We start from the raw sequence: 25,556 nt of genomic DNA on the forward strand, positions 1-25,556 counted from the left end.
TCCGGCGCTTGGCTCAGAACATCTTGCGGGCGCACCCCTTGGACCGGTCGATGAGCCTCAAAATGTTCAGGGCCATGATCAGCCAAGAATTCTTCTTCGAACTCTTTGCTTACATGCGATAGCCCTGACTTCGCGGGGGAGGGAGCTTGATCCCCTCCCCTGCGAAGCGGCGGAGGGTTAGGGAGGGGGCAAGCGCGTCCTCAATGGCGGCTCAGTGCCGGAAGTGCCGCATCCCCGTCAGCACCATCGCCAGGCCCTTCTCATCGGCGGCGGCGATGACGTCGCTGTCGCGGATCGAGCCGCCGGGCTGGATCACCGCCGTCACACCCGCCTCCGCCGCGGCCAGCAGGCCGTCCGCGAAGGGGAAGAAGGCGTCCGACGCGACCACCGAGCCCTTGGTCAGCGGCTCGCTCAGACCGGCGGCCTTGGCGGCCTCCGCCGACTTGATGGCGGCGATGCGGGCCGAATCGACGCGGCTCATCTGGCCGGCGCCGACACCCACCGTGGCGCCGTTCTTGGCGTAGACGATGGCGTTCGACTTCACATGCTTGGCGACGCGGAAGGCGAACAGCAGGTCGGCCAGCTCCTGCTCCGTCGGGGCGCGCTTGGTCACCACCTTCAGGTCGGCGGGGGTGATGCGGCCGTTGTCGCGGTTCTGCAGGAGGAAGCCGCCCGAAAGCTGCTTCACCATCATCCCCGGCTCCGCCGGGTTCGGCACGTCCTTGGTCAGCAGGACGCGCAGGTTCTTCTTGGTGGCGAGCAGCGCGCGGGCCGCGTCGTCGGCGTCGGGGGCGATCACCACCTCGGCGAACAGCTTGGAAATCTCCTCCGCCGTGGCGGCGTCCAGCGGGCGGTTGACGGCGATGATGCCGCCGAAGGCGCTGACCGGGTCGCACAGCAGGGCCTGCTTGTAGGCGTCCAGCAGGTTCGCACCCTCGGCCACGCCGCAGGGGTTGGCGTGCTTGATGATGGCGACGGCGGGGCGCTCGAACTCGGCGACCAGCTCGAAGGCGGCGTCGGTGTCGTTCAGGTTGTTGTAGGACAGCTCCTTGCCCTGGAGCTGGATCGCCGTCGCCACGCCGGGACGCTGCTCGCCGGTGACGTAGAAGGCCGCCTGCTGGTGCGGGTTCTCGCCGTAGCGCAGGGTCTGGCTGAGCTTGCCCGACAGGGTGGTGCGCGGCGGGAAGGTCTCGCCGAGCTGGCCGGCCAGCCAGGAGGAGATGGCCGCGTCGTAGGAGGCCGTGCGGGCGTAGGCGCGCTGGGCCAGGGTGCGGCGGAGCTTCAGCGTGACGGCGCCGTCATGGGTGGCCAGCTCGTCCAGAACCGCCTCGTAATCCTCGGGGTCGGTGACGACGGTGACGAAGTCGTGGTTCTTGGCCGCGGCGCGGATCATCGCCGGGCCGCCGATGTCGATGTTCTCCACGCAGTTGGCGTAGTCGGCGCCCTTCGACACCGTCGCCTCGAACGGATAGAGGTTCACCACCACGAGGTCGATCGGCGGGATGTCGTGGGTGGTCATCGCCTCGGCGTGGATGTCGCGGCGGGCCAGGATGCCGCCGTGAACGCGCGGGTGCAGCGTCTTCACACGCCCGTCCATGATCTCCGGGAAGCCGGTGTGGTCGGAGACCTCCTTCACCGGGATGCCGGCCTCGGCCAGCCGTTGGGCGGAACCGCCGGTGGACAGGATCTCCACGCCCTTGGCAGCCAGCGCCTGGCCGAGCGCGACGAGGCCCGTCTTGTCGGACACGGAGATCAGCGCGCGCGTGATGCGGACGAGATCGGGGGCGGGCGAGTGGGCGACGTTCGGCGGGCTCATCGGGGCATCCTGGTTGTCATGGAACCGGCTGCGGCGGACGGGACTTGGGAAGACGGAACGGAGGAAGACGGAACTCAACAAGGCGGAAAAGCGAAACACCCCGCTTCGCCACCCCCGCCGGGGCGGGGATCACGGTTGCAGGGCGACAACTCCACAGACTCGAAAGACAGGCACCGTTCCGTATTCCCACGGCCCATCCGCCGCGGATGCGCGCGGTTTACCCCCCCTTGCGCTCGCGGCGCAAGGCCCATTTCACGGTCTTGATGTCGGAACCGGTCTGCCCGGTGATGGCGATCTGGGTGGTCCGCCGCGGTTCGTCGCCGCTGCCCAGGTAAATGCTCTCCTCCAGCGCCAGCGTGCCGCCCGACGCGCGCAGCCGCCAGCCGGCCCCGCTGTTCAGCCGAAGAAGCACCTGCGTCCCGCCCGGGATCGGCGTCGCCTGGACCGAGGGGTGGAGATGGAAGCGGATGGTGAAGGGCCGCGGCTCCGGCGTGGCGCCGATCACCGGTTCCAGCATGTCCTCGCCGCGCAGGTCCTCGCCGTTCTCCGCCAGATAGACGCGGCGGCGGTGCAGATAGCCGAAGTTGCGGCTGTAGCCGTTGTGGGTGGCGACGACCAGCACCGCCCCGTCGTTCTCCTGCCGCTCGCAGCCGACATGGGAGGGGCGCCGGCCCAGCCCGCCGTCCTCGATCACCTCCGACGAGTTGGTCTCGGCCAGCACGACGGTGGAATGGGCGGCGGTTCCGGCCAGGGCGGCGCGCCAGGGGCCGGTCTTCACCGGGTGCGTGCCGCAATTGACGATCAGCCGCTCCTTGCCGACCGACATCTCCAGCGACAGGGTGCCGGCGTGGGCGGTGGCGTCCAGGCCGGTGACCGGCGGCACGCCGGTGTCCATCAGCACCATGGTGCGCCCGGCGATCAGCCGTTCGAAGCCGGTGTGCGGCGCGCTCTTCAGCGGGCGCCCGCGGGCGTCGGCCTGGGCCAGCACCGTGTCGACCAGCGCCGCGTCCTCCTCCCGCCCGCCGTTGAACAGGGCGAGGCCGCCGTCGCCATGGCGGAAGAAGCGCAGGGCCGGGGTCATGCGGTCGATGGCGTGCTGCAACGCTTCCGGCACGTCGGCGCGGGCGGCGCGCAGGACCGACCGCACGTCGATCAGGTCGCGCAGGATGCGGAGCTGAACGGACGGGCAGCGTTCGACATGGCCGCCGTCCGGCAGGATCTGGCGGGGCAGCTCGCGCTCCAGCAGCTTCAGCGCGTCCTGGCCGGTGCGCTGGTTCTCCGGCAGGCAGAAGCCGCCATAGACGAGGCCCTTGGCCGCGGTGACCAGCGCCTTGCCGTCCAGCGCGCCGGGCACCACGCGGGTCAGATGCTTGACCTGCCGGGCGAGGCTGTCGAACACCGCGGCGCGGAACTCGTCGTCGGCGGAGGCGCAGTAGAAATCGTGCAGGCCGATCCAGGCGGCGATGCGGGCACCCAACACCTCCGGCGCCCAGGTCTGGGCGTTCCAGCCGCCGTTGTGCTCCAGCCAGGACAGCACCAGCGCGCGGGCGCGCCGCCGCGCCGCGTCGCCGCCGACCGCCCGCAGGTCGCGCATCCATTCGAAGCCGTGCAGGGCGCCCTGCCAGGCGGCGTTGCCGGCCCGCCAGTTGGGCGCGCCATGGGCGTCCGCCGCCGCGCTCTGCCCGCCGAAGCGGAAGACGCCGGCCAGGACCGCCGAGCCTTCCCCGGCGTCGCCCGGCCAGGGGTCCGGCGGCACGATGGACAGGGCGGTCGGCGCGCGGCCTCCCAGCGTCAGCTTGTAGATCGGGTTGCCGAAGGCGATCTGCGCGACGCCGTCCCGCAAGCGGCCCATTTTCCCACGCCCGGCGCTCATCGGCTCACCCCGTCACACGGCAGGGCGAGGCGATGGCCGGTGCTTCGATGAAGAAGGTCGGGCGATCGGGGGGATGCATCCTGTTGTCGTATCAAATTCGCCTCAACCCCCGCAAGCCGATGGTGCCCTAATCGTGCAACCGTCTCAGCCTTGCCACGAAGAACCCGTCGATGCCGCCGAGGTCCCCGAGCATGCCCGGCAAGGATCGTACCTCACCGCGCTCGTTGATCAATTCGGCCAAATTGCCATCCCCCGCATGACCGCCGCTCAGATCCCCCGGCGTGATGGGAAGACGTTCGACCCGCGGGTCGCGGGACAGGATGCGGTCGATCTGCGCCTCGCCCTCCTCCGGCTGGATGGAGCAGGTGCAGTAGATCAGCGTGCCGCCAGGCTTCACCAGATCGACGGCGTGGGCCAGCAGCCGGCTTTGGGCCTTGGCCAGCTTGGCGATGTCCTCCGGCGCCTTGACGCGCAGGATGTCGGGGTGGCGGCGGATCGCCCCGGTGGCGGAGCAGGGCGCGTCGAGCAGCACCGCGTCGGCGGGCTGGTCCGGGGTCCAGGTGGCGGCGTCGGTCGCCAGCACCTCCGCCGACAGGTTCAGGCGGGCGAGATTGTCCCGCACCCGCTCCAGCCGCTTGGCGGAACGGTCCACCGCCGTCACCTGCGCCCCTTGCGCGACGAGCTGGGCGGTCTTGCCTCCGGGCGCGGCGCACAGGTCGTAGACGCGCTTGCCAGCCAGGTCGCCGAACAGCTTGGCCGGCAGGGAGGCGGCGAGATCCTGCACCCACCATGCGCCCTCGGCGAAGCCCGGAAGTTCCGTGACGTTGCCGCCGCTGGAGCGGCGCAGCGTGCCGGTGGGAAGCAGCGTGGCCTCCAGCCGCTCCGCCCAGGCCGCGGGATCGGCCTTCACGGTGATGTCCAGCGGCGCCTCGTGCAGGTGCGCCTCCACGATGCCGCGGGTGCGGCCGATGCCGTAGGCCTGCCGCCAGGCCAGCCACAGCCAGTCCGGCGTGTTCAGGCGCCCGGCGTCCTGCTGCGCGGCCAGTTCCGGCCCCTCGCGCCCGATGCGGCGCAGGACGGCGTTGATCAGGCCCTTGTAGGGTTCCGCCCCCCTGGCCGCGGCCAGCTCCACCGCCGTGTCCACGGCGGCGTGGGGCGGCGTGCCGAGGAAGACGAGCTGCGCCGCCCCCAGACGCAGGATGTCGTGCACGGTGGCCTTGGGCAGGCCCGGCTTGGCGAGGCTGCCCTGGATCAGCGCGTCGATCTGGCCGAGCCGGCGCAGCACCGTGGCGACCAGAAGCCGCACGAAGCCGCGGTCGCGCGGGTCGAGCCCCCGCAACTCCGGATGCGCGTCGAACGCATCGTCGAAGGGAATGGATTTGCGCAGCACATCGCGCAGCAGATCGAGCGCGGCGGAGCGCGCGGCGAGGGAAGCGTCGGACATGCCGCTGGATGTAGCGCGCCGGGCCGCGGGTGTCGAGTAGCCGCTGCGCGGGACAGCGTGGAATCGGACGCTCTACCGGGCCAGCGCGCCGCGCCGTCCGCCCTCGTGGTCGGGATAGGGGCCGACATCCTCCACGACGAAACAGGCCACGCCCCGGACCTCGCCCCGGCGCAGGACGAAGCGGTTGCCGTTTCCGGCCTTCATCGCCCACAGGCCAGTGCCCTCGAGCGCACCCAACTCCAGCTCCGGCGGCACGGGGTCCTCGCCCAGCCGCTTCAGGAAACGGTCGGCGCGGACGCGGTCGTCCGGCGGCAGGCTGCGCGCCGCGCGGGCGTCATAGCGGTCGCTCTTCACGTAGCGGGTCCCCGCCCCCTGGATGGGGCTGGACGGCCCGCCGGGATCGGCCGCGGCGCGCTCCAGCATCAGCGCCCAGCGCGCGTCCCGCACCAGGGCCAGCGCGCGGCGGTGGACGGCGCGGCAATGCTCGGCCAGCTCGTGGAAGCGCGGCATCAGGTCGCGCTTGCGGAAGCCGACCTCCGTCATGACGCGCTCCACCGCCCCGTCCGCCGCGGTGCCGGAGGCGGGGATGCCGCGCGTCTCCAGCGCCAGCAGCGCGTCGATGCGCCGGTCGCGGTCCGCCGCGGCGGTGCGCTGCTCCAGCGTTCGCGCAAGTTGCTCCAACGCCGCCTCGGCGCGGTGCTCCGCCTCCGCGATGCGGAGGAGAACGTCGTCGCGGGGGGCGGCGGGGGGAACGGTCAGCCAGCCCGCATCGAACAGCGGGGCGCTGGACAGCAGGGCGGTAGTGTGGAGCGAATCGGTGAAGGTGGCGGTCACGGCATTCTATCAAATGTGTTTTCGAGCGATGATACCATCGGCCCCATTCACGTTATGCTGCAATTTCCCGCCAGTCCACCGACACCGGGTGGTCCGGACGCATGAACTCCACTCATTTTCAAAAAAGCGCCTTCCAAATCGCATTACGCATAAGTCATGCAGCACCATTAACCACTCATCTTGTGGCTTATTATTTTTTCTTTTTTGATGATTTGTTGTTCTTTCTTATTATTCCTATTTCATTCAATTCTTCTTTCGAGAAATCATCATCATCGAATACCCCAAGGATGCTCACAAGATCCTCTTTCTCCCCTGACCACCGACGAAACACAATATGTTTGTCTTCACCATTCTTTGCACCCCCGACATCGCTGATAATACTTATCAATCTTCCACTCATACGACTGATGATATTTCCTTCTCCAAGCTGACCACTCAGAACCATTAGCTTGGCATCACAGTGCCCATCCTTGTCATCGCTACTTCGATGTATTATATGTATATTATTTCTTTTGAACACAAAACAACACCCAACGTTACTTTCTTGCAAGCCTCCCACCTTTTGTTTGTCAAAGCAAAATAGAGCGGGGATTTCCTTTCCCGAATTAATATTGATATATTCAAGCTCTATAACCATCATCCCTCTGAGTATCTTTCCTTCATAAATCTCGGATTCTCTGAAATATTCGTAGACTCCCTCCGTACTACGGCATCTCTCCATATGGCTATCAGAGTACAGGTCGTAGCCCATGTAGGTTAAGTACGCAGAAAAGAATTCATAACTCTTCTTTCGATCCGGCACAAACGCACCAGAATCACAAAGCCACCCTCTCTCATTAAGAAATTGGTATAACTTATTACGATCCTCATTTTTTATGTTTGCTTTTCCATTAAGCCATTTTGAAAATTCAGATTGTTTAATCGATAGGCTTGCCTCTTTAATCAACCACGCATAAGTTTTTATATGCTTTTTACTTTTCGCGTCCTTTATGGATTTCCTTAAATCATGCTGCGCCACATCCATAGCCGCACCCCCTCCCTCATACGCTGCCATGAGTCGAAGCAACGAAGCCGTTTGGGAAAATTACACACGATTTTCCCAATTTTTCCATCAACAAAGCCATTTATGCCAATTTTTTCAGAAAAATTCCTTCTTCATGCACATGTAGTCAGTTTTCTTTGGAAAAGTATCCATATCACCTCCCACAATATTCTTCGCGATGCCAAACAATCAGAAAAGACATTACCCTCGTGCGCTCATATATTTCTTCTGGGATGATCCTTTCGATTCATTCCTGTTGCGAGCCACACCGTTTGCGGATACCTTATTTCAACAAGCATTGACTGGCCATAGTCGTTGCCGGCAGATCCGGTTCTGCACCCTAATCCATGACATAGCGATGGAGATGGTGATGTCCGATGATTCGTCTCGATCCCGCAACAGCCGCTCGTCCGTAGATCATCACGAGAAGAAGCGCACCTTCGTACTGCGCGGCGCGGCCGTTATGCTGCTTCGGCGACTCGATAGGCGGCGGACAGCAAACGCCAAGTCCGTGCCAACCCCGATAATCGTCGAACCGTTGAGGCTGCCGGAGCCGGAGTGCTCCTTTTGCCAAGGCAACGGCTTTGAATACACGCCGCTGCACGGCGGCAACGGGCACCTTGGGTGGTTCGTCACCGCCTGCCGGTGCCAAGAGCACCGGCATTAACCCGCAAAGCCCGTTCCCTCAGCGACTGAAAAGCAAGGATATTGAATTCCGTGGCCTCGCAGACCTTGCTGCGGGGCCACACGCCTCTGATGCGAGCGTCCGTCAGCCGTCCGCGCGCATGCGGGCGACGATCTCCTCCAGCGCCTGGTCGGCCCTGTCGTTGTCCACCTGGCAGGTGCCCGCGGCCTCGTGCCCGCCGCCGCCGTATTCCAGCATCAACGGACCGATGTTGGTCCTGGAACTGCGGTTGATGATCGACTTGCCGCAGGCCAGAACCGTGTTCTGCTGCTTCAACCCCCAAAGGACGTGGATCGACACGTTGGCTTCCGGGTACATGGCGTAGATCATGAAGCGGTTGCCGGCGTAGATGGTCTCCTCCCGCCGCAGGTCGATGACCACGACGTTGCCGCGCATGGTGCTGCACCGGGCGAGCTGGTTGGAGAATTTCGCCTCGTGCTCGACATACAGGTCCACCCGCTCCTTCACGTCGGGCAGGGCCAGGATCTCGTCGATGCTGTGGTTCCGGCAACAATCGATCAGCTCCATCATGAGCTGATAATTGGAAATCCGGAAATCGCGGAAGCGGCCCAGGCCCGTGCGCGCGTCCATGATGAAGTTCAGCAGGGTCCAGCCCTGCGGCTTCAGAATGTCCTCGATGCCGTACTGGGCGGAGTCGGCTTGATCGACCGCGGCCATCATCTCGTCGGAGATGGTCGGGAACCGCTCCTTCCCGCCGTAGTAGTTGTAGACCACGCGGGCGGCGGAGGGGGCCTCGGCCTCGATGATGTGGTTGTCGCGCTTGCCGACGCGGATCGTCTCCGACAGGTGATGGTCGAAGGCCAGATGGACGCCGGGCACATAGGGCAGGTTGGTGGTGATGTCGCGCTCGGAGATCTCGACCTTGCCGTCCTGCATGTCCTTGGGATGCACGAACTTGATCTCGTCGAGGATGCCAAGCTCCTTCAGAAGCACGGCGCAGACCAGCCCGTCGAAATCGGACCGGGTGACGAGGCGGTATTTCGTGACGTCGGACATGCGGTTCCCCCCTGATCGCCCCACAATCGGCAAGCAGGGGCGAAAGTAGTCTTACGCCTTTCGTCGTGCAACCGGGAACCGTATGGCCGGGAACCGTGGGGGGCGGCTCACCCCCAGGGGCTGTGCGGCATGAAGGAGGCGCCGGCCATGCCGCGCAGGCGGCGGACCCGCTCCTCCATGTTCGGATGGGTGGAGAACAGGCTGTCGAAGCTGCGCCCGTGCAGCGGGTTGGCGATAAACAGATGCGCCGTGGCCGGGTTCGACTCCGCCGCGTAATTCGGGATCTGGTGGGCATAGCCATGGATGCGGGTCAGCGCGTCGGCCAGCCACAGCGGGCGTCCGCAGATCTCCGCGCCGATGCGGTCGGCCTCGTATTCGCGGGTGCGGCTGATCGCCATCTGGACGATCATCGCGGCGAAGGGGGCCAGGATGGCGACCAGGATGCCGCCGATCAGCCCCAGCGGATTGCCGCCCTGCCCGTTCTGGCTGTTGCTCTGCGACGCGCCGAAGAACATGCCGAAATTGGCGAGCATGGAAATGGCGCCCGCGATGGTCGCCGTGACGGTCATGATCAGCGTGTCGCGGTTCTTCACATGGGCCAGTTCATGCGCCATGACGCCGGCGACCTCCTCCGGGCTGAGCAGGCGCAGCAGGCCGGTCGTCGCGGCGACGGCGGCGTTCTCCGGGTTGCGCCCGGTGGCGAAGGCGTTGGGCTGGTCGTTCTCCATGATGTAGACGCGCGGCATGGGCAGGCCGGCGCGCTCGGCCAGTTGCTGGACGATGCCGTAATATTCGGGGGCGGTGTAGGCGTCGACCTCCCGCGCGCCGTACATGGACAGCACCATGTCGCCGGAATTCCAATAGCTGAACAGGTTCATGCCCAGCGCCACCACGAAGGCGATCATCATGCCGCCCTTGCCGCCGAGCAGATAGCCGACGCCCATGAACAGGGCGGTCAGGCCGGCGAGAAGGATGGTGGTCTTCACATAACTGGTCATGGCGATCTTCCGGGCGATCTTCTGGATGGCTTTGCTGTTGCTGAGGGCTATGGATGGCCGCCGGAGGCTTTCCGCCGGGCCTGTCTGGTGATATGGGCTTGGCGCAAGGCATCGTTCAAGATGGCGAGCCACCGCACCCGATCCCAAGAGGACGGCCATGACCGAGACCACGACCACCGGCAGCACGCCGGCCACCGCCCCGAAGCCCGCCGCCGGGGCCGATCCCACGGAGGCGAAGGCCCCGGAAACGAAGGCCCCGGAGACGAAAGCTCCGGAGACGAAGGCCGAAGAGACGGCCAAGGGACCGGAGCAGATGCCCGGCGAGATCGGCGGCCCGCAGGGGCCGGAGCCGACCCGCTTCGGCGATTGGGAGTTCAAGGGCCGCTGCTCCGACTTTTGAGCGTCATCTAGGACGAAGTGCCTGCACAACGCCGCTCTCGGCGTGAATACAAATGTGTTCAGGATATCATACCTAGGTTGTACTTGATGCGTTCCTGTTCGCGCGCTACTCTGTGGCCGGCTCAAGACCGCCACCGGTCAGCGCCATGGGAGCCCGCGCCATGGGAACGCACACGCCCGCCGACCGACGTCCGAACCGCCCCGCCGCGGCGCGCCTTCCGCTGCGGTTGGCCTTTCTGCTGTGTGTCCTTCCCGGCGCGGTCCAGGCCGCTCCGCCCGCCCTGCCCGGCCCGATCCCGGCGGAGGTGCTGGAGGTCCTGGACGGCGACACGCTGCTGGTGCGCGCCACCATCTGGCTGGGGCAGGTCGTGGAAACTCATGTCCGGGTGGACGGGCTGGACGCTCCGGAGATGCGCGCCCGCTGCCCGCGCGAGCGGGAACTGGCGGAGTCCGCCCGCGACCACGCGCGCCGCCTGATCGGGGCTGCCCCGGTCCGGCTGCTCGACGTCCAGGCCGACAAGTACGGCGGGCGGGTGCGCGCCCGGGTGCTGACCACCGGCGGCGCCGACCTGTCGGCCGCGTTGATCGAGGCGGGGCTTGCCCGTCCCTATCACGGCGAGCGGCGCCAGCCCTGGTGCGATGGGACGAGCACGGGCTAATCCGGTTCCACCGGTTGGCGAATCGGGAACCCGCCGTCTCGCTCCGCTGTTGCCCCTCCCACCAAGGAGGAGCGAACCATGACGACTCAGGTTTCGGCTTATGTCCCTGGCGCCATCGCCTTGCTGGCCGCCAGCCTCGCCCTGTCCGGCGCCGCCGTCGCGCAGGACGCCAAGACGATGGAGGGCGGCCTCGGCGCCGCCCCGCCGTCCCAGGGCGAAGCCTGGATGGAATCGACCGGCGCCCAGGACCCCACCCTGGGCGAGCGCCGGACCGACAAGCAGAAGAACGCGGTGGAGACCCGCGCGCAGGGCCGCGTCGGCTCCGTTCCCGACGCGGCGAGCGGCGACTCCGGCCTGAAACCCGGCACCGCCGAATCCATGAGGAACCAATCCGGCAGCGGCGCCTCCGGCGAGTCGGACCCCTCTCCCAAATAGCGGTTCCAAAACGAAACCGGGGGCCACGAAGGCCCCCGGTCCGTAGACAGGTCCGATGAACGCCGCGGTCAGGCGTTGTTCATGCGGTTCTCGATCAGATCCGTCACGACGGTCGGATCGGCCAGCGTCGAGGTGTCGCCCAGGCTGTCGTGCTCATTCGCGGCGATCTTGCGCAGGATGCGGCGCATGATTTTGCCCGAACGGGTCTTCGGCAGGCCCGGCGACCACTGGATCAGGTCCGGCGTGGCGATCGGGCCGATCTCCTTGCGGACCCAGGCCACCAGCTCCTTGCGCAGCTCTTCCGTCGGCTGCTCGCCCGCGTTGAGCGTGACGTAGGCGTAGATGCCCTGGCCCTTCAGGTCGTGCGGGTAACCCACGACGGCGGCCTCGGCCACCTTCGGGTGGGCGACCAGCGCGCTTTCCACTTCCGCCGTGCCCATGCGGTGGCCCGACACGTTGATCACGTCGTCCACGCGGCCGGTGATCCAGTAATAGCCGTCCGCGTCGCGGCGGCAGCCGTCACCGGTGAAGTAGTAGCCCGCGAAGGTCGAGAAGTAGGTCTGGACGAAGCGCTCGTGGTCGCCGAACACCGTGCGCATCTGGCCCGGCCAGCTATCGGCGATGCACAGGTTGCCTTCCGTCTCGCCTTCCAGCTCCTTGCCGTCGTTGTCCACGACGACCGGCTTCACGCCGAAGAAGGGCTTGGTCGCGGAACCCGGCTTCTGGCCGATGGCGCCCGGCAGCGGGGTGATCAGGATGCCGCCGGTCTCGGTCTGCCACCAGGTGTCCACGATCGGGCAACGCCCCTCGCCGACCACGTTGTAGTACCAGAGCCAGGCTTCCGGGTTGATCGGCTCGCCCACCGAACCCAGGATGCGCAAGGACGCGCGGGAGGTGCTCTTCACCGGACCCTCGCCCTCGCGCATCAGCGAACGGATGGCGGTCGGGGCGGTGTAGAAGATGTTGACCTTGTGCTTGTCCACCACCTGCCAGAAGCGGGAGATGTCCGGATAGGTCGGGACGCCTTCGAACATCAGCGTGGTGGCGCCGTTGGCCAGCGGACCGTAGACGATGTAGCTGTGGCCGGTGACCCAGCCCACGTCCGCGGTGCACCAGTAGACCTCGCCGTCCTTGTAGTCGAAGACGTACTGGTGGGTCATCGACGCGTAGACGAGATAGCCGCCGGTGGTGTGCAGCACGCCCTTCGGCTTGCCGGTCGAACCGGAGGTGTAGAGGATGAACAGCGGATCTTCCGCGCTCATCTCCTCCGGCGGGCAGTCGGCGGACACCGACGCGATCTCCTCGTGGTACCAGAGGTCGCGGCCCTCGGTCCAGGCGACGTTGCCGCCGGTGTGCTTCACGACCAGCACATGCTTGACGCCCGGCGCTCCGGCGACGGCCTTGTCGGCGTTGGCCTTCAGCGGAACCTTGCGGCCGCCGCGCAGACCTTCGTCGGAGGTGATGACGAAGTGGCTGTCGCAGTCGACGATGCGGTCCTTCAGGCTGTCCGGCGAGAAGCCGCCGAACACGATCGAATGGATGGCGCCGACGCGCGCGCAGGCCAGCATGGCATAGGCGGCCTCGGGGATCATCGGCAGGTAGATGGTGACGCGGTCGCCCTTCTTGACGCCGTTCTTCTTCAGAACGTTGGCGAGGCGGCAGACCTGCTCGTGCAGTTCCTTGTAGGTGATGTGCTTGGAAACGCCGGGATCGTCGCCTTCGAAGATGATGGCGGTCTGGTCGCCGCGCGTCGAAAGGTGACGGTCGACGCAGTTGGCGGAAACGTTCAGCGTGCCGTCGTAGAACCACTTGATGTGAACATCGCCGGTGTAGCTGACGTCCTTCACCTTGGTGTAGGGCTTGATCCAGTCGATGCGCTTGCCCTGCTCGCCCCAGAAGGCTTCAGGATCGTTGATCGACTGCTCGTACAGGCGGGCGTAGGCGGCTTCGTCCACATAAGCGGTCTTGGCGATTTCCGGCTTAACAGGAAAAAACGAATTGTCGGACATTGGCTCGCGATTCCCCCGTAGTGCTTCTGGTTACGCCCTGAAGGGCTGTTGGAGGGCGGTTTCCGACCGCCCCTGTTGCCGGTCATTATCCACACAAGTTCCCGTCTCCACAAGCAGAACGGCTGATTGTCCGTCACCTCCATCGGAGCTTTCCGTTCCACTTTGTTGCGGCGCACCGCTCATTCTTTTGAATTCACCCGCTTCGTGGGCGGCGCCTCAGCGCGACTATTTGTCGCGCATAGCACGAAAGCATGACGAGGCACCGGCGGAACCCGCTTAACCCGCCCTTAACCGCCGTATCGTTAGCGTGCATGGCGTTCACCCACCAGCGGGACACCGGGATGGCCAGCACGACCAACGCGGACGGCACGACCCACGACGGCTCCACCTCCGGCGCCGATTTGGCCGGACGCCTGTCGGAGATGGGCAGCCGCACGAGCCTGATGGTCATCGACGCGGCCCTGCGCACGGCGTCTCTGGCCGGTTCGGAAGCGTCTGCTTGCGCCGCTCTGGCACCCTTCGGTCAGGAAGCGGGCTTCGCCGGGGCCGCGGCGGAGATGCAGGCGCTGGCCCGGCGGATGGTTCAGGCCACGCAGGATTTCCAGGCGGTCATCCGCGAACCGGCGGAATAATCTCCCGCCGCGGACGACCGCCCTTTCAAGAACCCGTCACGCCTCGATCCCGGCCAGCCCGCAGACATGCGCCCATTCGTCGTCCGTCACCGGACAGACCGACAGGCGCGACTGCCGCACCAGGGCCATGTTCTGAAGCAGCGGATCGGCCTTCATGGTCTTCAGCGTGACCGGCGTCTTCACGGGCAGCAGCGCCCGCACGTCGACCATGCCGAAGCGCCCCGCCTCGTCGCTCGGGTCCGGGTAGTATTCCCGCGCGATCTCGACGACGCCGACCACCGCCAGCCCCTCGTTCGAGTGGTAGAAGAAGGCCCGGTCGCCGACCTTCATGGCCTTCAGGTTGTTCGACGCCTGGTGGTTGCGCACGCCGTCCCAATGGGTGGTGCCGTCGGCGACCATGCGCTCCCACGAATATTTGAAGGGCTCCGACTTCAGAAGCCAGCGGGCCATCGCCGTCCGCCCCCGGTCAGGACTTCGGGTAGACCCGGCGCCACGCCCGGATCTCGACGGTCTCGAACAGGCCGGCCTTGGCGTAGGGATCGTCGGCGGCGAACGCCTTCGCGGCGGCCTCGTCGGCGCACTCCACGATCAGCAGGCTGCCGGCCATGCCCTGGCCGTCGTCGGACAGCAGCGGGCCGGCGGCGAACAGACGGTCGGCGTGGGCTTCCAGATAGGCCAGATGGGCCGGGCGGTTGTCGGCCCGGACCTGGGCGGCGCCGGCCTTGTCGGTGCAATGGAACATGTACAGCATGGGTGACTCTCCCGTTCGGTCGGGCGGGAGCCTAGCGCAGGCGCGTCCGCTGCGGAAGGTGCGGCGAACGGGGAGCCGGTTCACCACGAAGACACAAAGACACAAAGTTTTTCACAAAGAACCCCGGCACCCCCGACGCCATCCGGGCGATGCCGGACCCCTTCGTGAAAGTCTTCGTGCCTTCGTGTCTTTGTGGTTAAAAAAAACGCCCCCTCAGCGCCCCTCCTCACGGAACGGCCGCGACAGCAGCCCGTCGATGGTCTCGTCCAGCCCGGCACCGCGGTTCAGGATGGCGTCCACGGCGCCGCAGATCGGCATGTCCACGCCCTTCCGCCCCGCCAGCCCGACCACCGCGGCGGCGGTGTAGACCCCCTCAGCGACGGAGCGGCGCTCCGCCAGCACCTCGGCCAGGGTCCGCCCGGCGCCCAGCGCGGCGCCCAGCGACATGTTGCGCGATTGCAGGCTGGAGCAGGTCAGCGTCAGGTCGCCCAGCCCCGACAGGCCCATCAGCGTCTCCGCCCGCCCGCCGAGCGCCAGCGCCAGCCGCGTGATCTCCGCCAGCCCGCGGGTGATCAGCGCCGCCCGCGCGTTGTCGCCCAGCCGGCGGCCTTCCACCACGCCGCAGGCGATGGCCAGCACGTTCTTCACCGCCCCGCCGATCTGCGAGCCGACCACGTCGTCGGACAGGTAGGGGCGGAAGGTGCGGCTCCCCAGCGCCTCGACCAGCCGGGCGCCCAGCGCGGCGTCGGCGCAGGCGAGCGTCACCGCGGTCGGCAGGCCGCGCGCCACCTCCGCCGCGAAGGTCGGGCCGGACAGCACGGCCAGCGGGGTCCCCGCCGGCAGGGCGGTTTCCGCCGCCTCGCTCATCAGGGCGTGGCTGTCCAGTTCGATTCCCTTGGCGCAGATCACCACGGGGGTGCCTGGCCGCAGATGGGCGGCGAGGCCGGCGCAGGCGGTGCGCAGATGCTGGGCCGGTGTCACCAGAAGGATGGCGTCGCAGGCCGCGGCCTCCGCCAGATCGCCGGTCGCGCGCAACTCCGGAGGCAGAGGCACGCCCGGCAGGAAGTCGCGGTTCTCCCGCGCGCCGTTGACCGACTCGACCACCGCCGGCTCGCGCGCCCACAGCAGGGCCTCCCGCCCGGCGCGCAGGGCCGCCAGGGCTAGCGCCGTGCCCCAGGCTCCGCCGCCGATCACCCCGATCCGCCGATACCGCGCTTCCGCCATGGATGCCCCCTCCCGTTCCGTCGCCCGCCTGTTTAGGGGGAGCCTCCGCGCTCCGCAAGCCGGACGGTCACGCCTTCACGCCGGACCCCACGCCGGCCTTGCCGATGGCGGGCTTCGCCGTGGGGTCGAGCGGCCAGCGCGGGCGCGGGGCGAAGTCCAGCGGGTCGGTCTGGCCCAGCCGCAAGCGCTCGATCCCCGCCCAGGCGATCATCGCCGCGTTGTCGGTGCACAGCCGCAGCGGCGGCGCCACGAAGGGCATCCCCTCCCGGTCGGCCAGCTTTTGCAGGCGGGCGCGCAGCGTCTTGTTGGCCGCAACGCCGCCGGCCACCACCAGGGCGCCGCCCTGCGGGTGCATCTCCTTGAACCGGCGCATGGCGCGGGCGCAGCGGTCGGCCATCACCTCCGCCACCGTGGCCTGGAAGGCGGCGGCGAGGTCTGCCCGGTCTTCCGCCGACAGCGCCTTTGCCGACTGCGGCGTCCCCAACTCCTCCACATGGCGCCGCACCGCGGTCTTCAGGCCGGAGAAGGAGAAGTCGCAGCCGGGACGCCCGACCATTGGGCGCGGCAGATCGAAGCGGCCCGGATTCACCGCCTGCGCCGCCGCCTTTTCCAGCAGCGGCCCGCCGGGATAGCCGAGGCCGAGCAGCTTGGCCGTCTTGTCGAACGCCTCCCCCACCGCGTCGTCGATGGTGGTGCCCAGCCGCCGGTATTGCCCCACCCCCTCCACGACCAGAAGCTGGCAATGCCCGCCGGACACCAGCAGCAGCAGATAGGGAAAGGGCACGCCGTCGGTCAGCCGGGCGGTCAGTGCGTGGCCTTCCAGATGGTTCACCGCGACGAAGGGCAGCCCGCGCGCCGCGGCGATGGCCTTGGCCGTCATCACCCCGACGATCACGCCGCCGATCAGCCCCGGCCCGCCGGTGGCGGCCACGGCGTCGATGTCGCCGAGGCCCAGCCCGGATTCGTCCAGGGCGCGGCGGATCAGCCCGTCCAGATGCTCCAGATGGGCGCGCGCGGCGATTTCCGGCACCACCCCGCCATAGGGCGTGTGGTCGTCCAACTGCGAGAGCACCACGTCGGCGCGGATCTCCCGCGCGTCGGTGACGATGGCCGCCGCCGTCTCGTCGCAGCTCGTTTCGATTCCAAGAACGATCATGATGGCCGTCAAACTAGCCGTCTCCGCCGCTCTGGTATAGGGTCTTGGCCCGGATTTCTCCCGGATCTTTCAGGGTTCCGCCCCCCATGAACAGCGATGTGCCCGACGACGACGCCAGCATCCTCTATTACGACGGCGACTACCCGTCGCTGGAGATCGGGGAGGCGCGGGCGGAGCACGCCGCGACGCTGGCCCGCCTCGGCATGCTGGGCGACGTGCCTTTCTACAGGGATCGCGCGGACGAGACCGGCGGGCCGGTGCTGGAGATCGGCTGCGGCACCGGGCGGCTGACCATCCCGCTGGCCCGCGCCGGGCACGAGGTCTGGGCGGTCGACGTGTCCGACGCCATGCTGGACCAGCTCCGCGCCAAGCTGGCGCGCGAGGCGCCGGAGGTGCGGGCCCGCGTCCATGCGGTGCGGCAGGACGCCACGGCGCTCGACCTGCCGATGCGGGATTTCCGGCTCGCCGCCATTCCCTTCAACGTGCTGATGCTGATCCCCGATCTGCCGTCGGAGCGCCGTGCGCTGTCCGCCGTCGCCGCGCATCTGGCGCCGGGCGGGATGCTGGCGCTGGACGTGATGAACCCGCTGACCCTGCCGCTCGACGCCGAGACGACTCCCAGCCCGTCGGAACCGCGGCGCAGCCCGCACACCGGCAACCGCTACGTCCGCAACACCATGGCCACCCGCCTGGACGAGCGGCAGTGCCAGCGCATTCACGGCTGGTACGACGAGCTTCTGCCCGACGGCAAGATCGCGGTGACCGAGTACGGCTTCACCTGGAGGATGATCTTCCGCTACGAGCTGGAACTGATGCTGGAGGCTTCCGGATTCGTCCTGGAGCGGCTGGTCGGGGATTTCGAGGACGCCCCCTGGACCGTGGACAGCCGCCGCATGGTCGTCACGGCGCGGCGCGCCTCTTCCTTCACCGCCTCCCCCTTCACCAAAGAGTAGCACGCCCGTCACCAGGGCTTGCAAACCGCGGTGGATCGCCTAGAACACTGGCCTCATGACCCAACCGCTCCGCATCGGCACGCGCGGCAGCCCGCTGGCGCTGGCGCAGGCCCACGAGACCCGCGACCGGCTGATCGCGGCGCACCCGCATCTGGCCGCCCCCGGCGCCATCGAGATCGTCGTCTTCAAGACGACCGGCGACCGCATCCTGGACCGCACGCTGGCCGAGGCCGGCGGCAAGGGCCTGTTCACGAAGGAGCTGGAGGACGCGCTGCTCGAAGGGCGCGCCGACCTCGCCGTCCATTCGATGAAGGACGTGCCGACCTGGATGCCGGAGGGGCTGGAGGTCTCCACCTTCCTGCCGCGCGAGGACACGCGCGACGCCTTCTTCTCGCGCGGCGGCCATACGGTGGACACGCTGCCCGCGGGTTCCGTCGTCGGCACCGCGGGCTTGCGCCGTCAGGCCCAGATCCTGGAGCGGCGGCCCGACCTGAAGGTCGTGCCCTTCCGCGGCAACGTGCAGACCCGCCTCGCCAAGCTCGACGCCGGGGAGGTGGACGCCACCCTGCTGGCGCTCGCCGGGTTGCGCCGCCTTGGCCTGACCGACCGCATCACCGCCGTGCTGGAGCATGAGGAGATGCTGCCCGCCGTCGCCCAGGGCGCCATCGGCATCGAGATCCGCAGCGCCGACGACGCCACCCGCGCCCTGCTCGCCCCGCTGAACTGCGCCGCCACGGCGGCCCGCGTCACGGCGGAGCGCTCGCTGCTGGCCGTGCTGGACGGCTCCTGCCGGACGCCCATCGCGGCCCTGGCCACGCTGGACGGCGACCGGCTGCATCTGAAGGCCAAGGTGCTGTCCAACGACGGGCGGCAGGTCTTCCGGGCGGAGCGCAGCGGCAGCGACGGCGACGCGGCGGCCATCGGCGCCGACGCCGGAGCGGAGATCAAGGCGGTGCTGCCGCCCGACTTCTTCCAGAGCTGAAGGAGATGGCAGGGCCGCACCTTCTGGTCACCCGTCCGGCGGAGGATTCCGAACCGCTGGCCGGGCGGCTGCGCGCGCTCGGGTTCGCCGTGTCGGTGGAACCGATGCTGGAAATCCGCTGGCTGGACGGGCCGGAGCCGGACGTCGAAAACGTACAGGCCCTCCTCTTCACCAGCGCGAACGGCGTACGGGGCTACACCAGACGTACGAGCCGGCGTGACCGCCCGGTCTACGCGGTCGGCGACGCCACCGCCACCGCCGCACGGGAGGCCGGATTCGCGCGGGTCGAGAGCGCATCCGGCGACGTGTACGCCCTGGCCGCGCTGGTGCGCGCACGCTGCACCGCAACAGCCGGCCCGCTGCTTCATGTCGCGGGAACCAAGCTCGCGGGCGACTTGGCGGGCATGCTGGCGGAGGACGGATTTTCCATCCTGCGGGAAACGCTGTACGACGCCGTTCCGACCGAACGCCTGTCGGACGGCACCGCGGAAGCGCTGCGTACGGGAACACTGGACGCCGTGTTGTTTTTCTCTCCCCGTACCGCCCGTTCGTTTGTTAGGCTTGTCGCCGAGGCCGGGCTCATCGACCGCTGTCGTACAGTGGACGCGCTCTGCCTCAGCCCCGCGGTCGCGGAGGCCGCCCGCGCGTACGGTGAGCTGGGAGTGACACCGTGGCACAACGTACGGGTGGCGCCACGGCCGGAGCAGGAGTCTCTGCTCGGCCTGCTGCCGGACCCATCCGGCGGCACGGGCCGGGTTTGAGCGCATCCGCTTGGGGGCTCGTGTGGCGTTCGTCGAGAACAACTGCGACCAGAAGGCACCCAATGACCCCTCGCCCAGGCTCCGAACACGAGGCTGACCCGAACGGCCACACGCCGTCCGACCAGAACCAGGCTTCCTCCGGCGGCCCCGCCGTCGAACGCATCATCGAACGCTTCGGCGGCATCCGCCCCATGGCGCACAAGCTGGACATCCCAGTCACCACGGTGCAGGGCTGGAAGAAGCGCGGCGCCATTCCGCTGGCCCGCCACGCCGACCTGCGCGCCTCCGCCGCCAAGCACCGGATCAAGCTGAGCGAAGCCGACCTGGAAGCCGCCACGCCGAGCGAGGACCGCAACGCCCCCGACGCCGCCGATTCGGTGACTCCGCTGCCGACCGACGCCGCCATCATCGCGTCTCCCACCCATCTTCCGGAAGGCCCTGAGCCCGACAAGGCCGGACCTTTCGAATCCGGACCCGAGAAGGCCGAGCCGGGGTTGGCCGAAGACACCCCGCCGGGCGGCGGCCCCATCCCCACCGCGGACCTGCCCCCCACCACCCTGCCGCCCGTCGCGGACACCCTGCCGGGTGCCGCCGACACGCTGCCGGGCGGTGATGGGAAGGCCGGGGAGATCAAGGCCGAAGAGCCCAGGATCGAGGACACCAAGGCCGATCCGTTCAAGACGGAAGAGGTCAAGTCCGACGAGGTCAGGAGCGAGACCCCGCCTCCGGTGGAGCCCGTCACGCCCGCCTACGGCACCGCCTCCACACCCTCCACCTCGGCCCGTACGTTCCCGACCGACGCCTCCCATGAGTCGCCCCGCTACGAGGCCCCGCGGGAGGAGCGCCGGTCCGGCGCCGGTTTCGCCACCGCCGTCTCGCTGATCGCCCTTCTGGTCGGCGCCGCCGCCCTGTCGGAGCCCTGGTGGGGTCCGCGCGTTCCGGGCTGGCCCGCCGCCGGCGCCCCCGCCGCCGCTCCGGTCGCCCAGGCGCCCGCCGCGCAGCCGGACCCGGCCCTGCGCAACCAGATCCAGCAGCTAACCGAGCGTCTCGCCAAGCTGGAGCAGCGCCCCGCCGCTCCGGCCAACGGCGCCGCTGCGGGTGGTGCCGCGGGCGGCGTCGACCAGCAGACGCTGGACAGCGCCGTCAGCCAGCTTTCCGCCCGCATCCAGGAGCTTGAGCAGCGTCCCCAGGCCGCTGCCGCCGGCTCCGCCGAGCCCGACCCGCGCGTCGCCCAGTTGACCGAACGTCTCAGCCAGGTTCAGCAGCGCGTCGAGGCGGTCGGCAACGAAGCCCAGGCCGCCGGACAGGTCCGCCAGGAGGTGGACGCGCTGAAGCAGGAGCTGGCCGCCGTCAACCAAGCGGTCGAGACCCGCCGCGACGCCGCCACCGCCGCCCAGGCGCTGGTGCTCGCCGCCGGGCAGCTCCGCTCCGCTCTGGCTGCCGGACAGCCCTTCCAGCAGGAACTCCAGGCCGTCCGCGCCGTGGGGTCGGACGATGCGCAGGTCACGCAGCCGCTGGACGCGGTGGCCGGCTACGCCGCCAAGGGCGTGCCGACCCAGCCGCAGCTCACCGACCGCTTCACGGCCATGGCCTCCGACATCGTGCGCGCCGACAACCAGGGCGAAGGCAACGACTGGGTGGAGCAGGTCACCGGCAAGATCGCCACGCTGGTCACCGTCCGCCGCCAGGGCGGCGGCGTGGTCGGCGACGGCGCATCGGCGGTGGTCGCCCGTGCCGAGGCCGCCCTTCAGGCGGGCAATCTCGGCGGCGCGGTCAACGAGCTGTCGGCCCTGAAGGGTCCGGCGGCGCAGGTCGCCGCGCCCTGGATCGCCGACGCCAAGGCCCGTCTGGCCGCCAACGAGGCCGGCCAGCAGCTCACCTCCCGCGCCATCGGCCTGCTGTCGCAGTCCGCCGGGGTCAAGGGAGCGGCCCAATGACCCGCGCCATCTGGTTCATCATCAAGGTCGCCATCGTCGTCGCGATCGCGGTCTGGCTGGCCAACCACCCCGGCACGGTCGCCATCAACTGGCAGGGCTACGTCGTCGAGACCGGTTTCGGCATCGCCGTGCTGATCGGCGTCGCCGCCCTGGCGGCGGTCATCGTGCTGTACCGGCTCGCCCGCGCCATCATCGGGGCGCCGCGCAGCTTCGGCCGCTACCGCCGGTCCCGCCGGCGCGAGCGCGGCTATCAGGCGCTGACCCGCGGCATGGTCGCCGTCGCCGCCGGCGACGCCACGACCGCCCGCAAGATGGCGCGCAAGGCCGACGGCCTGCTGAACGAGCCGCCCCTGACCATGCTGCTGTCGGCCCAGGCCGCCCAGCTCCAGGGCGACGACCGCGCGGCGAAGGAATACTTCACCGCCATGCTCGACCGGCCGGAGACCGCCTTCCTCGGCCTGCGTGGCCTGCTGACGCAGTCGCTGAAGGCCGGCGATCGGGTGGAGGCGCTCCAGCTCGCCCGCCGCGCCCAGTCGCTCCAGCCGAACACGCCGTGGCTGCTCGGCACCCTGTACGACCTGGAAGCCCGCTCCGGCGAATGGGCGGCGGCGGAAGGCACGCTGCAGCAAGCCGTCCAGGCCGGCGCCATCAACCCCGACCTGGGCCGCCGCCACCGCGCCACCTTGCTTCTGGAGCGCAGCTTCGAGGCGGAGCGCCGGGGCCGGTCCGATTCGGCCCTGTCCCACGCCCAGGCGGCGCACGACCTGCTGTCCGGCTTCGTCCCGGCGGCGGCCCGCGCCGCTCGGTTGCAGATGGCGGTCGGCAAGCACAAGAACGCGGCCAAGACCATCGAGCGCTGCTGGCGCGTCAACCCGCACCCGGACCTGACCTCGGCCTACCGCGAGGTGGTTTCCAGCTACGATCCGATGACCCGCGTGAAGCTGTTCGAGAAGCTGCGCAACCACGCCCCCAACGACGTCGAGTCGCTGCTTGCCGTGGCCCGCGCCTCCCTCGACGCGCAGCTTTGGGGCGAAGCCCGCGCCCATCTGACCAAGGCGCTGGAGATGCGGCCCTCCCGCCGCGTCTTCCAACTCCTGGCCGAGCTGGAGCGGGCGGAGCGGCAGGACGAGGAGGCGGCGCGCGCGTGGCTGGCCCAGGCGGCCAACGCCCCGGCGGACGCGGCCTGGACCTGCACGGCCTGCAACGCGGTCAGCCCGAGCTGGGGCGGCCTGTGCGGCCATTGCGGTGCCTTCGACAGCCTGGAATGGAAGGCTCCGACCGTGAGCCTGTCGCTGATGACGCCGGAGTCCGCTCCCGCCATCACCCATCAGGCGGCGGAACCCGTCATCGGCCAGCCGGGCATGGCACCGGGCGGCCAGATCGCTCCCCAGGGAGCGACCTAGTCCCGCCTTGGTCGCATTAAGGAAAAAGCCCCTTCCCGGTCCGCCGGGGAGGGGCTTTCTTTTTGCGGGGGACGGTAAACCACAGAGACACGGAGTCACAGAGCAAGACCAGAGACGCTCCGTTCTCTGTGTCTCCGTGTTTCTGTGGTGAATCGAGAAACTTTACCGCCCTTCGGCCCCGGACCTACGCCCCGCCCATGCGGGTGCCGTCCAGGATGGCTTCGTCGAGGTTCGCGCTGCTGCGGTCGCAGCCGGTCAGGTCGGCCAGCGTCAGGTCGCAGCCCTTCATGTTCGTGGCGCTGAGCGAGGCGCCGGCCATGCGGGCGCGCACCAGCGAGGCGCGCATCACCTTCGCCCCGGCGCTGATCAGCAGCATCCCCAGATTGGCCCCGTCCAGGCAGCCGTCGATCAGGATCGCGCGGTCCAGCTTCGCGCCGCGCATGTCGGCGCCGCGCAGATCGGCGGAGCGCAGATCCGCCCCGTCGAACTGGGCCGCCTGCAACTGGGCGCCGTTCAGCCGGGCGTTGCGCAGCCGCACCCCCGACCCCTTGGCGAGAGTCAGCACCTTCCCCGACAGGTCCGCCCCGTCCAGGTTCAGGCCCGTCAGGTCGAGCTGCCGCCCCTGCTGGCCGCTGGTGCCGAGCCACAGAAGATGCTGGCGCAGCAACTGCTCGATCTCCGCGGTCGGGGGCGCCGGGCGGGCGGGCTCCGCCACGGGTTCCTCGTCCGGTTCCAGGATCGCCGCCTTCGGCGCCTGGGCCGCGACCTCCGCCTCCTCGTCGGTTCGGATGGAGGTGACGAGGTCCAGCTCCGACACCTTGGCGCCGTCCAGCTTGGCCCCGCGCAGGTCGGCGCCGTTCAGGTCAGCCCCCTGGAGGTCGGCGCCGGAGAAATTGCAGTCGCGCAGGTCGGTGCGCTGAAGCCGCGCGCCGGACAGGCGGGAGTTGGAGAAGTCCGCCGCCCGCGCGAAGCTGCCCGACAGCTTGGCCCGCGCCATGTCGGCGTTGGTCAGCTTGGCCGAGGCCATGTCCGCCGGCCCCGGCTCGAAGCCGACCACCTTCAATTCGCCGGACGCGCTGCGGTTGGCCACGCTGCCGTCGCGCAGGTCCACCTCCACCATCACCGCGCCGTCCAGCGTGGCGCCGCGCACGTTGGCGCCGCGCATGTCGGTGCGGTACAGGCGGGCTTCCGTCAGGTCGGCGCCGCGCAGGTCCGCGCCGTAGAGGTCGGCGTGGTCCAGGATGGTGCCGCGCATCTTGGCGTCGCGCAGGATGGCGCCGGACAGATGCGCGCCGGTCAGGTTGCGGCCCGACAGGTCCAGGCCGGTCAGGTCGAAGAAGGGCAGGTTGGCGCGGGCGCCGTTCGGCCGCCCCTCGGTGAAGCGGACGTGGCGCTCGCACACCCGGTCCAGTTGCTCCTGGCTCAGGCGTATCCGGGATTTGAGGGAGCCGTCGTTCGCCATGGGCTCCTCAGGCGAACAGCGCGTCGATGTCGGCCTGCGAAATCCCGCCGCCGTCCGACGCTTCCGGCGCCGGTGCGGGGGGACGCGGGGCCGGCTTCGGAGCGGCGGCAGGAGGCGGCGGGGGCGGCGGGGAGGCTGCCGGCGCGTCCGCCGGCTCCGCCCGCTCCATCACTTGTGGAATGTGGCTGGCCAGATTGTCGAACAGGGCGTCGATGTCGTCCTGGCTCACCTCCGGCCCGCCGAGCTGCGGGCCGTTCAGCAGATGCGCGTCGGGCCGGGTGTCGCCCAGCTTGCGGTGGGACGACACGTCGCCCGCCCCCAGGCCCGCCGTTTCCGAGGCGCTGGCGATGCGGTCCACGCCCCAGATCTCGATCATCGTGTTCACGCGCTGCTCGATGTAGCGCAGCGTGTTGACGACCTTGGTGGTGCGCTGGCCGGTGATGTCCTGGAAGGAGCAGGCGGTCATGATCTCGATGCTCCAGGCGTCGATGGCGTCCACCATCTCCGCGATGTCGGGATCGTCGCGCGGGATGCTCTGGGTGATCTCCTGGATCTTCTCGGTGGCGTTCAGGATGTCGGTGGTCGCGCGCTCCGTCGCCGCCACGATCTCGTCCAGTTCGCCGGTCGCCGCCTCGATGCGGTTGGACCCGGTGTCGGCGGGGCGCAGCGCGGCGATGTCGCTGCGAGTCTCCCGCACCACCTGGGTGATCGACATCAGCTCCTGCTGGAGCTTCAAGCCGTCGGCCACCCCGGCCGCCGGCGCGGCGCGGGCCAAGGCGCCGGGTTCCACCCCGCGCAGCCGGTTCACCTGCTGTTCCAGCGCCCCGGCCAGCCGGTGGAACTCGTCCGCCGCCACCACGCGGGACCGCCGGTCGCGCATGCGCAGGAACGCGCGCCCGCGCGCGGTCTGCGACAGCGCCTCCTCCATCTGGAGGTATTCATGCTCGGTCAGTTCCAGCAGAGGAACATCGCTCATCATCGTCACCGTCGGCGGGCCACAGTCGAACGTCCGCCATGGAGAAAAGCACGTCTTTGGAAAACCAAGGTTACACCAGACGAGGCCTGGATTTCAGACAAATCCCTG

24 protein-coding genes are annotated in these 25,556 nt (G+C 68.7%); 10 read left to right on the forward strand and 14 right to left on the reverse strand.

Annotated elements, in window-relative coordinates:
* Nucleotides 1-211: 211 nt before the first annotated feature.
* The 5 genes from purH to DS843_RS24720 form a co-directional block, all read right to left on the reverse strand.
* The gene (gene purH, locus DS843_RS24700) at nucleotides 212-1,816 is read right to left on the reverse strand and encodes a bifunctional phosphoribosylaminoimidazolecarboxamide formyltransferase/IMP cyclohydrolase (RefSeq protein ID WP_149471490.1); all 1,605 of its coding nucleotides are present in this window, start codon (nucleotides 1,814-1,816) and stop codon (nucleotides 212-214) included.
* A 217-nt stretch (nucleotides 1,817-2,033) separates the two neighbouring features.
* Nucleotides 2,034-3,668: a heparinase II/III family protein gene (locus DS843_RS24705; protein WP_149471491.1), complete on the reverse strand. Its 1,635-nt coding sequence runs from the start codon at nucleotides 3,666-3,668 to the stop codon at nucleotides 2,034-2,036.
* A 148-nt stretch (nucleotides 3,669-3,816) separates the two neighbouring features.
* On the reverse strand, nucleotides 3,817-5,133 hold the full coding sequence (locus DS843_RS24710; RefSeq protein WP_149471492.1) for an RsmB/NOP family class I SAM-dependent RNA methyltransferase: 1,317 nt from the start codon (nucleotides 5,131-5,133) through the stop codon (nucleotides 3,817-3,819).
* Between the two features lie 72 nt (nucleotides 5,134-5,205).
* Entirely contained in the window at nucleotides 5,206-5,967 is a 762-nt protein-coding gene (locus DS843_RS24715) for a hypothetical protein (RefSeq protein WP_149471493.1), read from the reverse strand.
* A gap of 190 nt (nucleotides 5,968-6,157) precedes the next feature.
* Nucleotides 6,158-6,991, reverse strand: coding sequence for a hypothetical protein (locus DS843_RS24720; RefSeq protein ID WP_149471494.1), 834 nt, complete (start codon nucleotides 6,989-6,991; stop codon nucleotides 6,158-6,160).
* A 388-nt stretch (nucleotides 6,992-7,379) separates the two neighbouring features.
* Here DS843_RS24720 and DS843_RS24725 point away from each other — a divergent pair, with 388 nt between their 5' ends.
* Nucleotides 7,380-7,676, forward strand: coding sequence for a hypothetical protein (locus DS843_RS24725; RefSeq protein ID WP_149471495.1), 297 nt, complete (start codon nucleotides 7,380-7,382; stop codon nucleotides 7,674-7,676).
* Nucleotides 7,677-7,778: 102 nt separating this feature from the next.
* Here the strand turns inward: DS843_RS24725 and DS843_RS24730 are convergent, their stop codons facing one another.
* Nucleotides 7,779-8,711, reverse strand: a complete 933-nt coding sequence (locus tag DS843_RS24730; protein ID WP_149471496.1) for a DHH family phosphoesterase — start codon at nucleotides 8,709-8,711, stop codon at nucleotides 7,779-7,781.
* Nucleotides 8,712-8,818: 107 nt separating this feature from the next.
* Nucleotides 8,819-9,709 carry a zinc metalloprotease HtpX gene (gene htpX / locus DS843_RS24735; protein WP_149471497.1) on the reverse strand — a complete coding sequence of 297 codons (891 nt, stop codon included), beginning with the start codon at nucleotides 9,707-9,709 and terminating at the stop codon, nucleotides 8,819-8,821.
* 157 nt (nucleotides 9,710-9,866) lie between these two features.
* Here htpX and DS843_RS31910 point away from each other — a divergent pair, with 157 nt between their 5' ends.
* The 3 genes from DS843_RS31910 to DS843_RS24750 all read left to right on the forward strand — a co-directional run bounded on the left by DS843_RS31910 (nucleotide 9,867) and on the right by DS843_RS24750 (nucleotide 11,202).
* Nucleotides 9,867-10,109, forward strand: coding sequence for a succinate dehydrogenase assembly factor 4 (locus tag DS843_RS31910; protein WP_286192297.1), 243 nt, complete (start codon nucleotides 9,867-9,869; stop codon nucleotides 10,107-10,109).
* Between the two features lie 160 nt (nucleotides 10,110-10,269).
* A complete protein-coding gene (locus tag DS843_RS24745; protein ID WP_149471498.1) occupies nucleotides 10,270-10,767 on the forward strand; it encodes a thermonuclease family protein in 498 nt (165 codons plus the stop codon).
* Between the two features lie 78 nt (nucleotides 10,768-10,845).
* Nucleotides 10,846-11,202, forward strand: a complete 357-nt coding sequence (locus tag DS843_RS24750) for a hypothetical protein (RefSeq protein ID WP_149471499.1) — start codon at nucleotides 10,846-10,848, stop codon at nucleotides 11,200-11,202.
* 68 nt (nucleotides 11,203-11,270) lie between these two features.
* Here DS843_RS24750 and acs read toward each other — a convergent pair whose 3' ends face one another.
* Nucleotides 11,271-13,211, reverse strand: a complete 1,941-nt coding sequence (gene acs, locus DS843_RS24755) for an acetate--CoA ligase (protein WP_149471500.1) — start codon at nucleotides 13,209-13,211, stop codon at nucleotides 11,271-11,273.
* 341 nt (nucleotides 13,212-13,552) lie between these two features.
* Between acs and DS843_RS24760 the strand changes: the two genes are divergently transcribed.
* Nucleotides 13,553-13,843 (forward strand): hypothetical protein, encoded by a 291-nt coding sequence (locus DS843_RS24760; RefSeq protein WP_149471501.1) that lies wholly within the window; start codon nucleotides 13,553-13,555, stop codon nucleotides 13,841-13,843.
* 36 nt (nucleotides 13,844-13,879) lie between these two features.
* Here the strand turns inward: DS843_RS24760 and DS843_RS24765 are convergent, their stop codons facing one another.
* The 4 genes from DS843_RS24765 to tsaD form a co-directional block, all read right to left on the reverse strand.
* Nucleotides 13,880-14,293, reverse strand: a complete 414-nt coding sequence (locus DS843_RS24765; protein ID WP_149471502.1) for an EVE domain-containing protein — start codon at nucleotides 14,291-14,293, stop codon at nucleotides 13,880-13,882.
* A gap of 16 nt (nucleotides 14,294-14,309) precedes the next feature.
* A complete protein-coding gene (locus tag DS843_RS24770; RefSeq protein WP_149471503.1) occupies nucleotides 14,310-14,594 on the reverse strand; it encodes a YciI family protein in 285 nt (94 codons plus the stop codon).
* A 213-nt stretch (nucleotides 14,595-14,807) separates the two neighbouring features.
* Nucleotides 14,808-15,818, reverse strand: a complete 1,011-nt coding sequence (locus DS843_RS24775) for an NAD(P)H-dependent glycerol-3-phosphate dehydrogenase (protein WP_149471504.1) — start codon at nucleotides 15,816-15,818, stop codon at nucleotides 14,808-14,810.
* 67 nt (nucleotides 15,819-15,885) lie between these two features.
* Nucleotides 15,886-16,974 carry a tRNA (adenosine(37)-N6)-threonylcarbamoyltransferase complex transferase subunit TsaD gene (gene tsaD / locus DS843_RS24780; protein ID WP_149471505.1) on the reverse strand — a complete coding sequence of 363 codons (1,089 nt, stop codon included), beginning with the start codon at nucleotides 16,972-16,974 and terminating at the stop codon, nucleotides 15,886-15,888.
* Between the two features lie 86 nt (nucleotides 16,975-17,060).
* On the opposite strand from tsaD, the gene DS843_RS24785 reads away from it, so the two are divergent.
* From DS843_RS24785 to DS843_RS24805, 5 genes are all read left to right on the forward strand, one after another.
* Nucleotides 17,061-17,927, forward strand: a complete 867-nt coding sequence (locus DS843_RS24785) for a class I SAM-dependent methyltransferase (protein ID WP_149471506.1) — start codon at nucleotides 17,061-17,063, stop codon at nucleotides 17,925-17,927.
* Nucleotides 17,928-17,982: 55 nt separating this feature from the next.
* Complete coding sequence (gene hemC / locus DS843_RS24790) at nucleotides 17,983-18,909, forward strand: hydroxymethylbilane synthase (RefSeq protein ID WP_149471507.1); 927 nt, start codon at nucleotides 17,983-17,985, stop codon at nucleotides 18,907-18,909.
* Nucleotides 18,910-18,914: 5 nt separating this feature from the next.
* The gene (locus DS843_RS24795; protein ID WP_149471508.1) at nucleotides 18,915-19,670 is read left to right on the forward strand and encodes a uroporphyrinogen-III synthase; all 756 of its coding nucleotides are present in this window, start codon (nucleotides 18,915-18,917) and stop codon (nucleotides 19,668-19,670) included.
* Nucleotides 19,671-19,732: 62 nt separating this feature from the next.
* Complete coding sequence (locus DS843_RS24800) at nucleotides 19,733-21,607, forward strand: carph-isopro domain-containing protein (protein ID WP_149471509.1); 1,875 nt, start codon at nucleotides 19,733-19,735, stop codon at nucleotides 21,605-21,607.
* Nucleotides 21,604-23,010 carry a heme biosynthesis protein HemY gene (locus DS843_RS24805; RefSeq protein WP_149471510.1) on the forward strand — a complete coding sequence of 469 codons (1,407 nt, stop codon included), beginning with the start codon at nucleotides 21,604-21,606 and terminating at the stop codon, nucleotides 23,008-23,010. The genes DS843_RS24800 and DS843_RS24805 overlap by 4 nt, the downstream gene beginning before the upstream one ends.
* A gap of 184 nt (nucleotides 23,011-23,194) precedes the next feature.
* On the opposite strand, the gene DS843_RS24810 is transcribed toward DS843_RS24805, so the two are convergent.
* Both DS843_RS24810 and DS843_RS24815 read right to left on the reverse strand, forming a co-directional pair.
* Nucleotides 23,195-24,472, reverse strand: coding sequence for a pentapeptide repeat-containing protein (locus DS843_RS24810; RefSeq protein WP_149471511.1), 1,278 nt, complete (start codon nucleotides 24,470-24,472; stop codon nucleotides 23,195-23,197).
* Between the two features lie 7 nt (nucleotides 24,473-24,479).
* On the reverse strand, nucleotides 24,480-25,448 hold the full coding sequence (locus tag DS843_RS24815; RefSeq protein WP_149471512.1) for a protein phosphatase CheZ: 969 nt from the start codon (nucleotides 25,446-25,448) through the stop codon (nucleotides 24,480-24,482).
* Between the last annotated feature and the right edge of the window lie 108 nt (nucleotides 25,449-25,556).

The organism is Roseomonas genomospecies 6 (genome assembly GCF_008365375.1).
Classification (GTDB): domain Bacteria; phylum Pseudomonadota; class Alphaproteobacteria; order Azospirillales; family Azospirillaceae; genus Azospirillum.

Bases quoted from the DNA above. Each gene is read 5' to 3' on its own strand.
- purH (WP_149471490.1), bottom strand. From the start codon at position 1,816: ATGAGCCCGCCGAACGTCGCCCACTCGCCCGCCCCCGATCTCGTCCGC.
- DS843_RS24705 (WP_149471491.1), bottom strand. From the start codon at position 3,668: ATGGGCCGCTTGCGGGACGGCGTCGCGCAGATCGCCTTCGGCAACCCG.
- DS843_RS24710 (WP_149471492.1), bottom strand. From the start codon at position 5,133: ATGTCCGACGCTTCCCTCGCCGCGCGCTCCGCCGCGCTCGATCTGCTG.
- DS843_RS24720 (WP_149471494.1), bottom strand. From the start codon at position 6,991: ATGGATGTGGCGCAGCATGATTTAAGGAAATCCATAAAGGACGCGAAA.
- DS843_RS24725 (WP_149471495.1), top strand. From the start codon at position 7,380: ATGTCCGATGATTCGTCTCGATCCCGCAACAGCCGCTCGTCCGTAGAT.
- DS843_RS24730 (WP_149471496.1), bottom strand. From the start codon at position 8,711: ATGTCCGACGTCACGAAATACCGCCTCGTCACCCGGTCCGATTTCGAC.
- htpX (WP_149471497.1), bottom strand. From the start codon at position 9,709: ATGACCAGTTATGTGAAGACCACCATCCTTCTCGCCGGCCTGACCGCC.
- DS843_RS31910 (WP_286192297.1), top strand. From the start codon at position 9,867: ATGACCGAGACCACGACCACCGGCAGCACGCCGGCCACCGCCCCGAAG.
- DS843_RS24745 (WP_149471498.1), top strand. From the start codon at position 10,270: ATGGGAACGCACACGCCCGCCGACCGACGTCCGAACCGCCCCGCCGCG.
- DS843_RS24750 (WP_149471499.1), top strand. From the start codon at position 10,846: ATGACGACTCAGGTTTCGGCTTATGTCCCTGGCGCCATCGCCTTGCTG.
- acs (WP_149471500.1), bottom strand. From the start codon at position 13,211: ATGTCCGACAATTCGTTTTTTCCTGTTAAGCCGGAAATCGCCAAGACC.
- DS843_RS24760 (WP_149471501.1), top strand. From the start codon at position 13,553: ATGGCCAGCACGACCAACGCGGACGGCACGACCCACGACGGCTCCACC.
- DS843_RS24765 (WP_149471502.1), bottom strand. From the start codon at position 14,293: ATGGCCCGCTGGCTTCTGAAGTCGGAGCCCTTCAAATATTCGTGGGAG.
- DS843_RS24770 (WP_149471503.1), bottom strand. From the start codon at position 14,594: ATGCTGTACATGTTCCATTGCACCGACAAGGCCGGCGCCGCCCAGGTC.
- DS843_RS24775 (WP_149471504.1), bottom strand. From the start codon at position 15,818: ATGGCGGAAGCGCGGTATCGGCGGATCGGGGTGATCGGCGGCGGAGCC.
- tsaD (WP_149471505.1), bottom strand. From the start codon at position 16,974: ATGATCGTTCTTGGAATCGAAACGAGCTGCGACGAGACGGCGGCGGCC.
- DS843_RS24785 (WP_149471506.1), top strand. From the start codon at position 17,061: ATGAACAGCGATGTGCCCGACGACGACGCCAGCATCCTCTATTACGAC.
- hemC (WP_149471507.1), top strand. From the start codon at position 17,983: ATGACCCAACCGCTCCGCATCGGCACGCGCGGCAGCCCGCTGGCGCTG.
- DS843_RS24795 (WP_149471508.1), top strand. From the start codon at position 18,915: ATGGCAGGGCCGCACCTTCTGGTCACCCGTCCGGCGGAGGATTCCGAA.
- DS843_RS24800 (WP_149471509.1), top strand. From the start codon at position 19,733: ATGACCCCTCGCCCAGGCTCCGAACACGAGGCTGACCCGAACGGCCAC.
- DS843_RS24805 (WP_149471510.1), top strand. From the start codon at position 21,604: ATGACCCGCGCCATCTGGTTCATCATCAAGGTCGCCATCGTCGTCGCG.
- DS843_RS24810 (WP_149471511.1), bottom strand. From the start codon at position 24,472: ATGGCGAACGACGGCTCCCTCAAATCCCGGATACGCCTGAGCCAGGAG.
- DS843_RS24815 (WP_149471512.1), bottom strand. From the start codon at position 25,448: ATGAGCGATGTTCCTCTGCTGGAACTGACCGAGCATGAATACCTCCAG.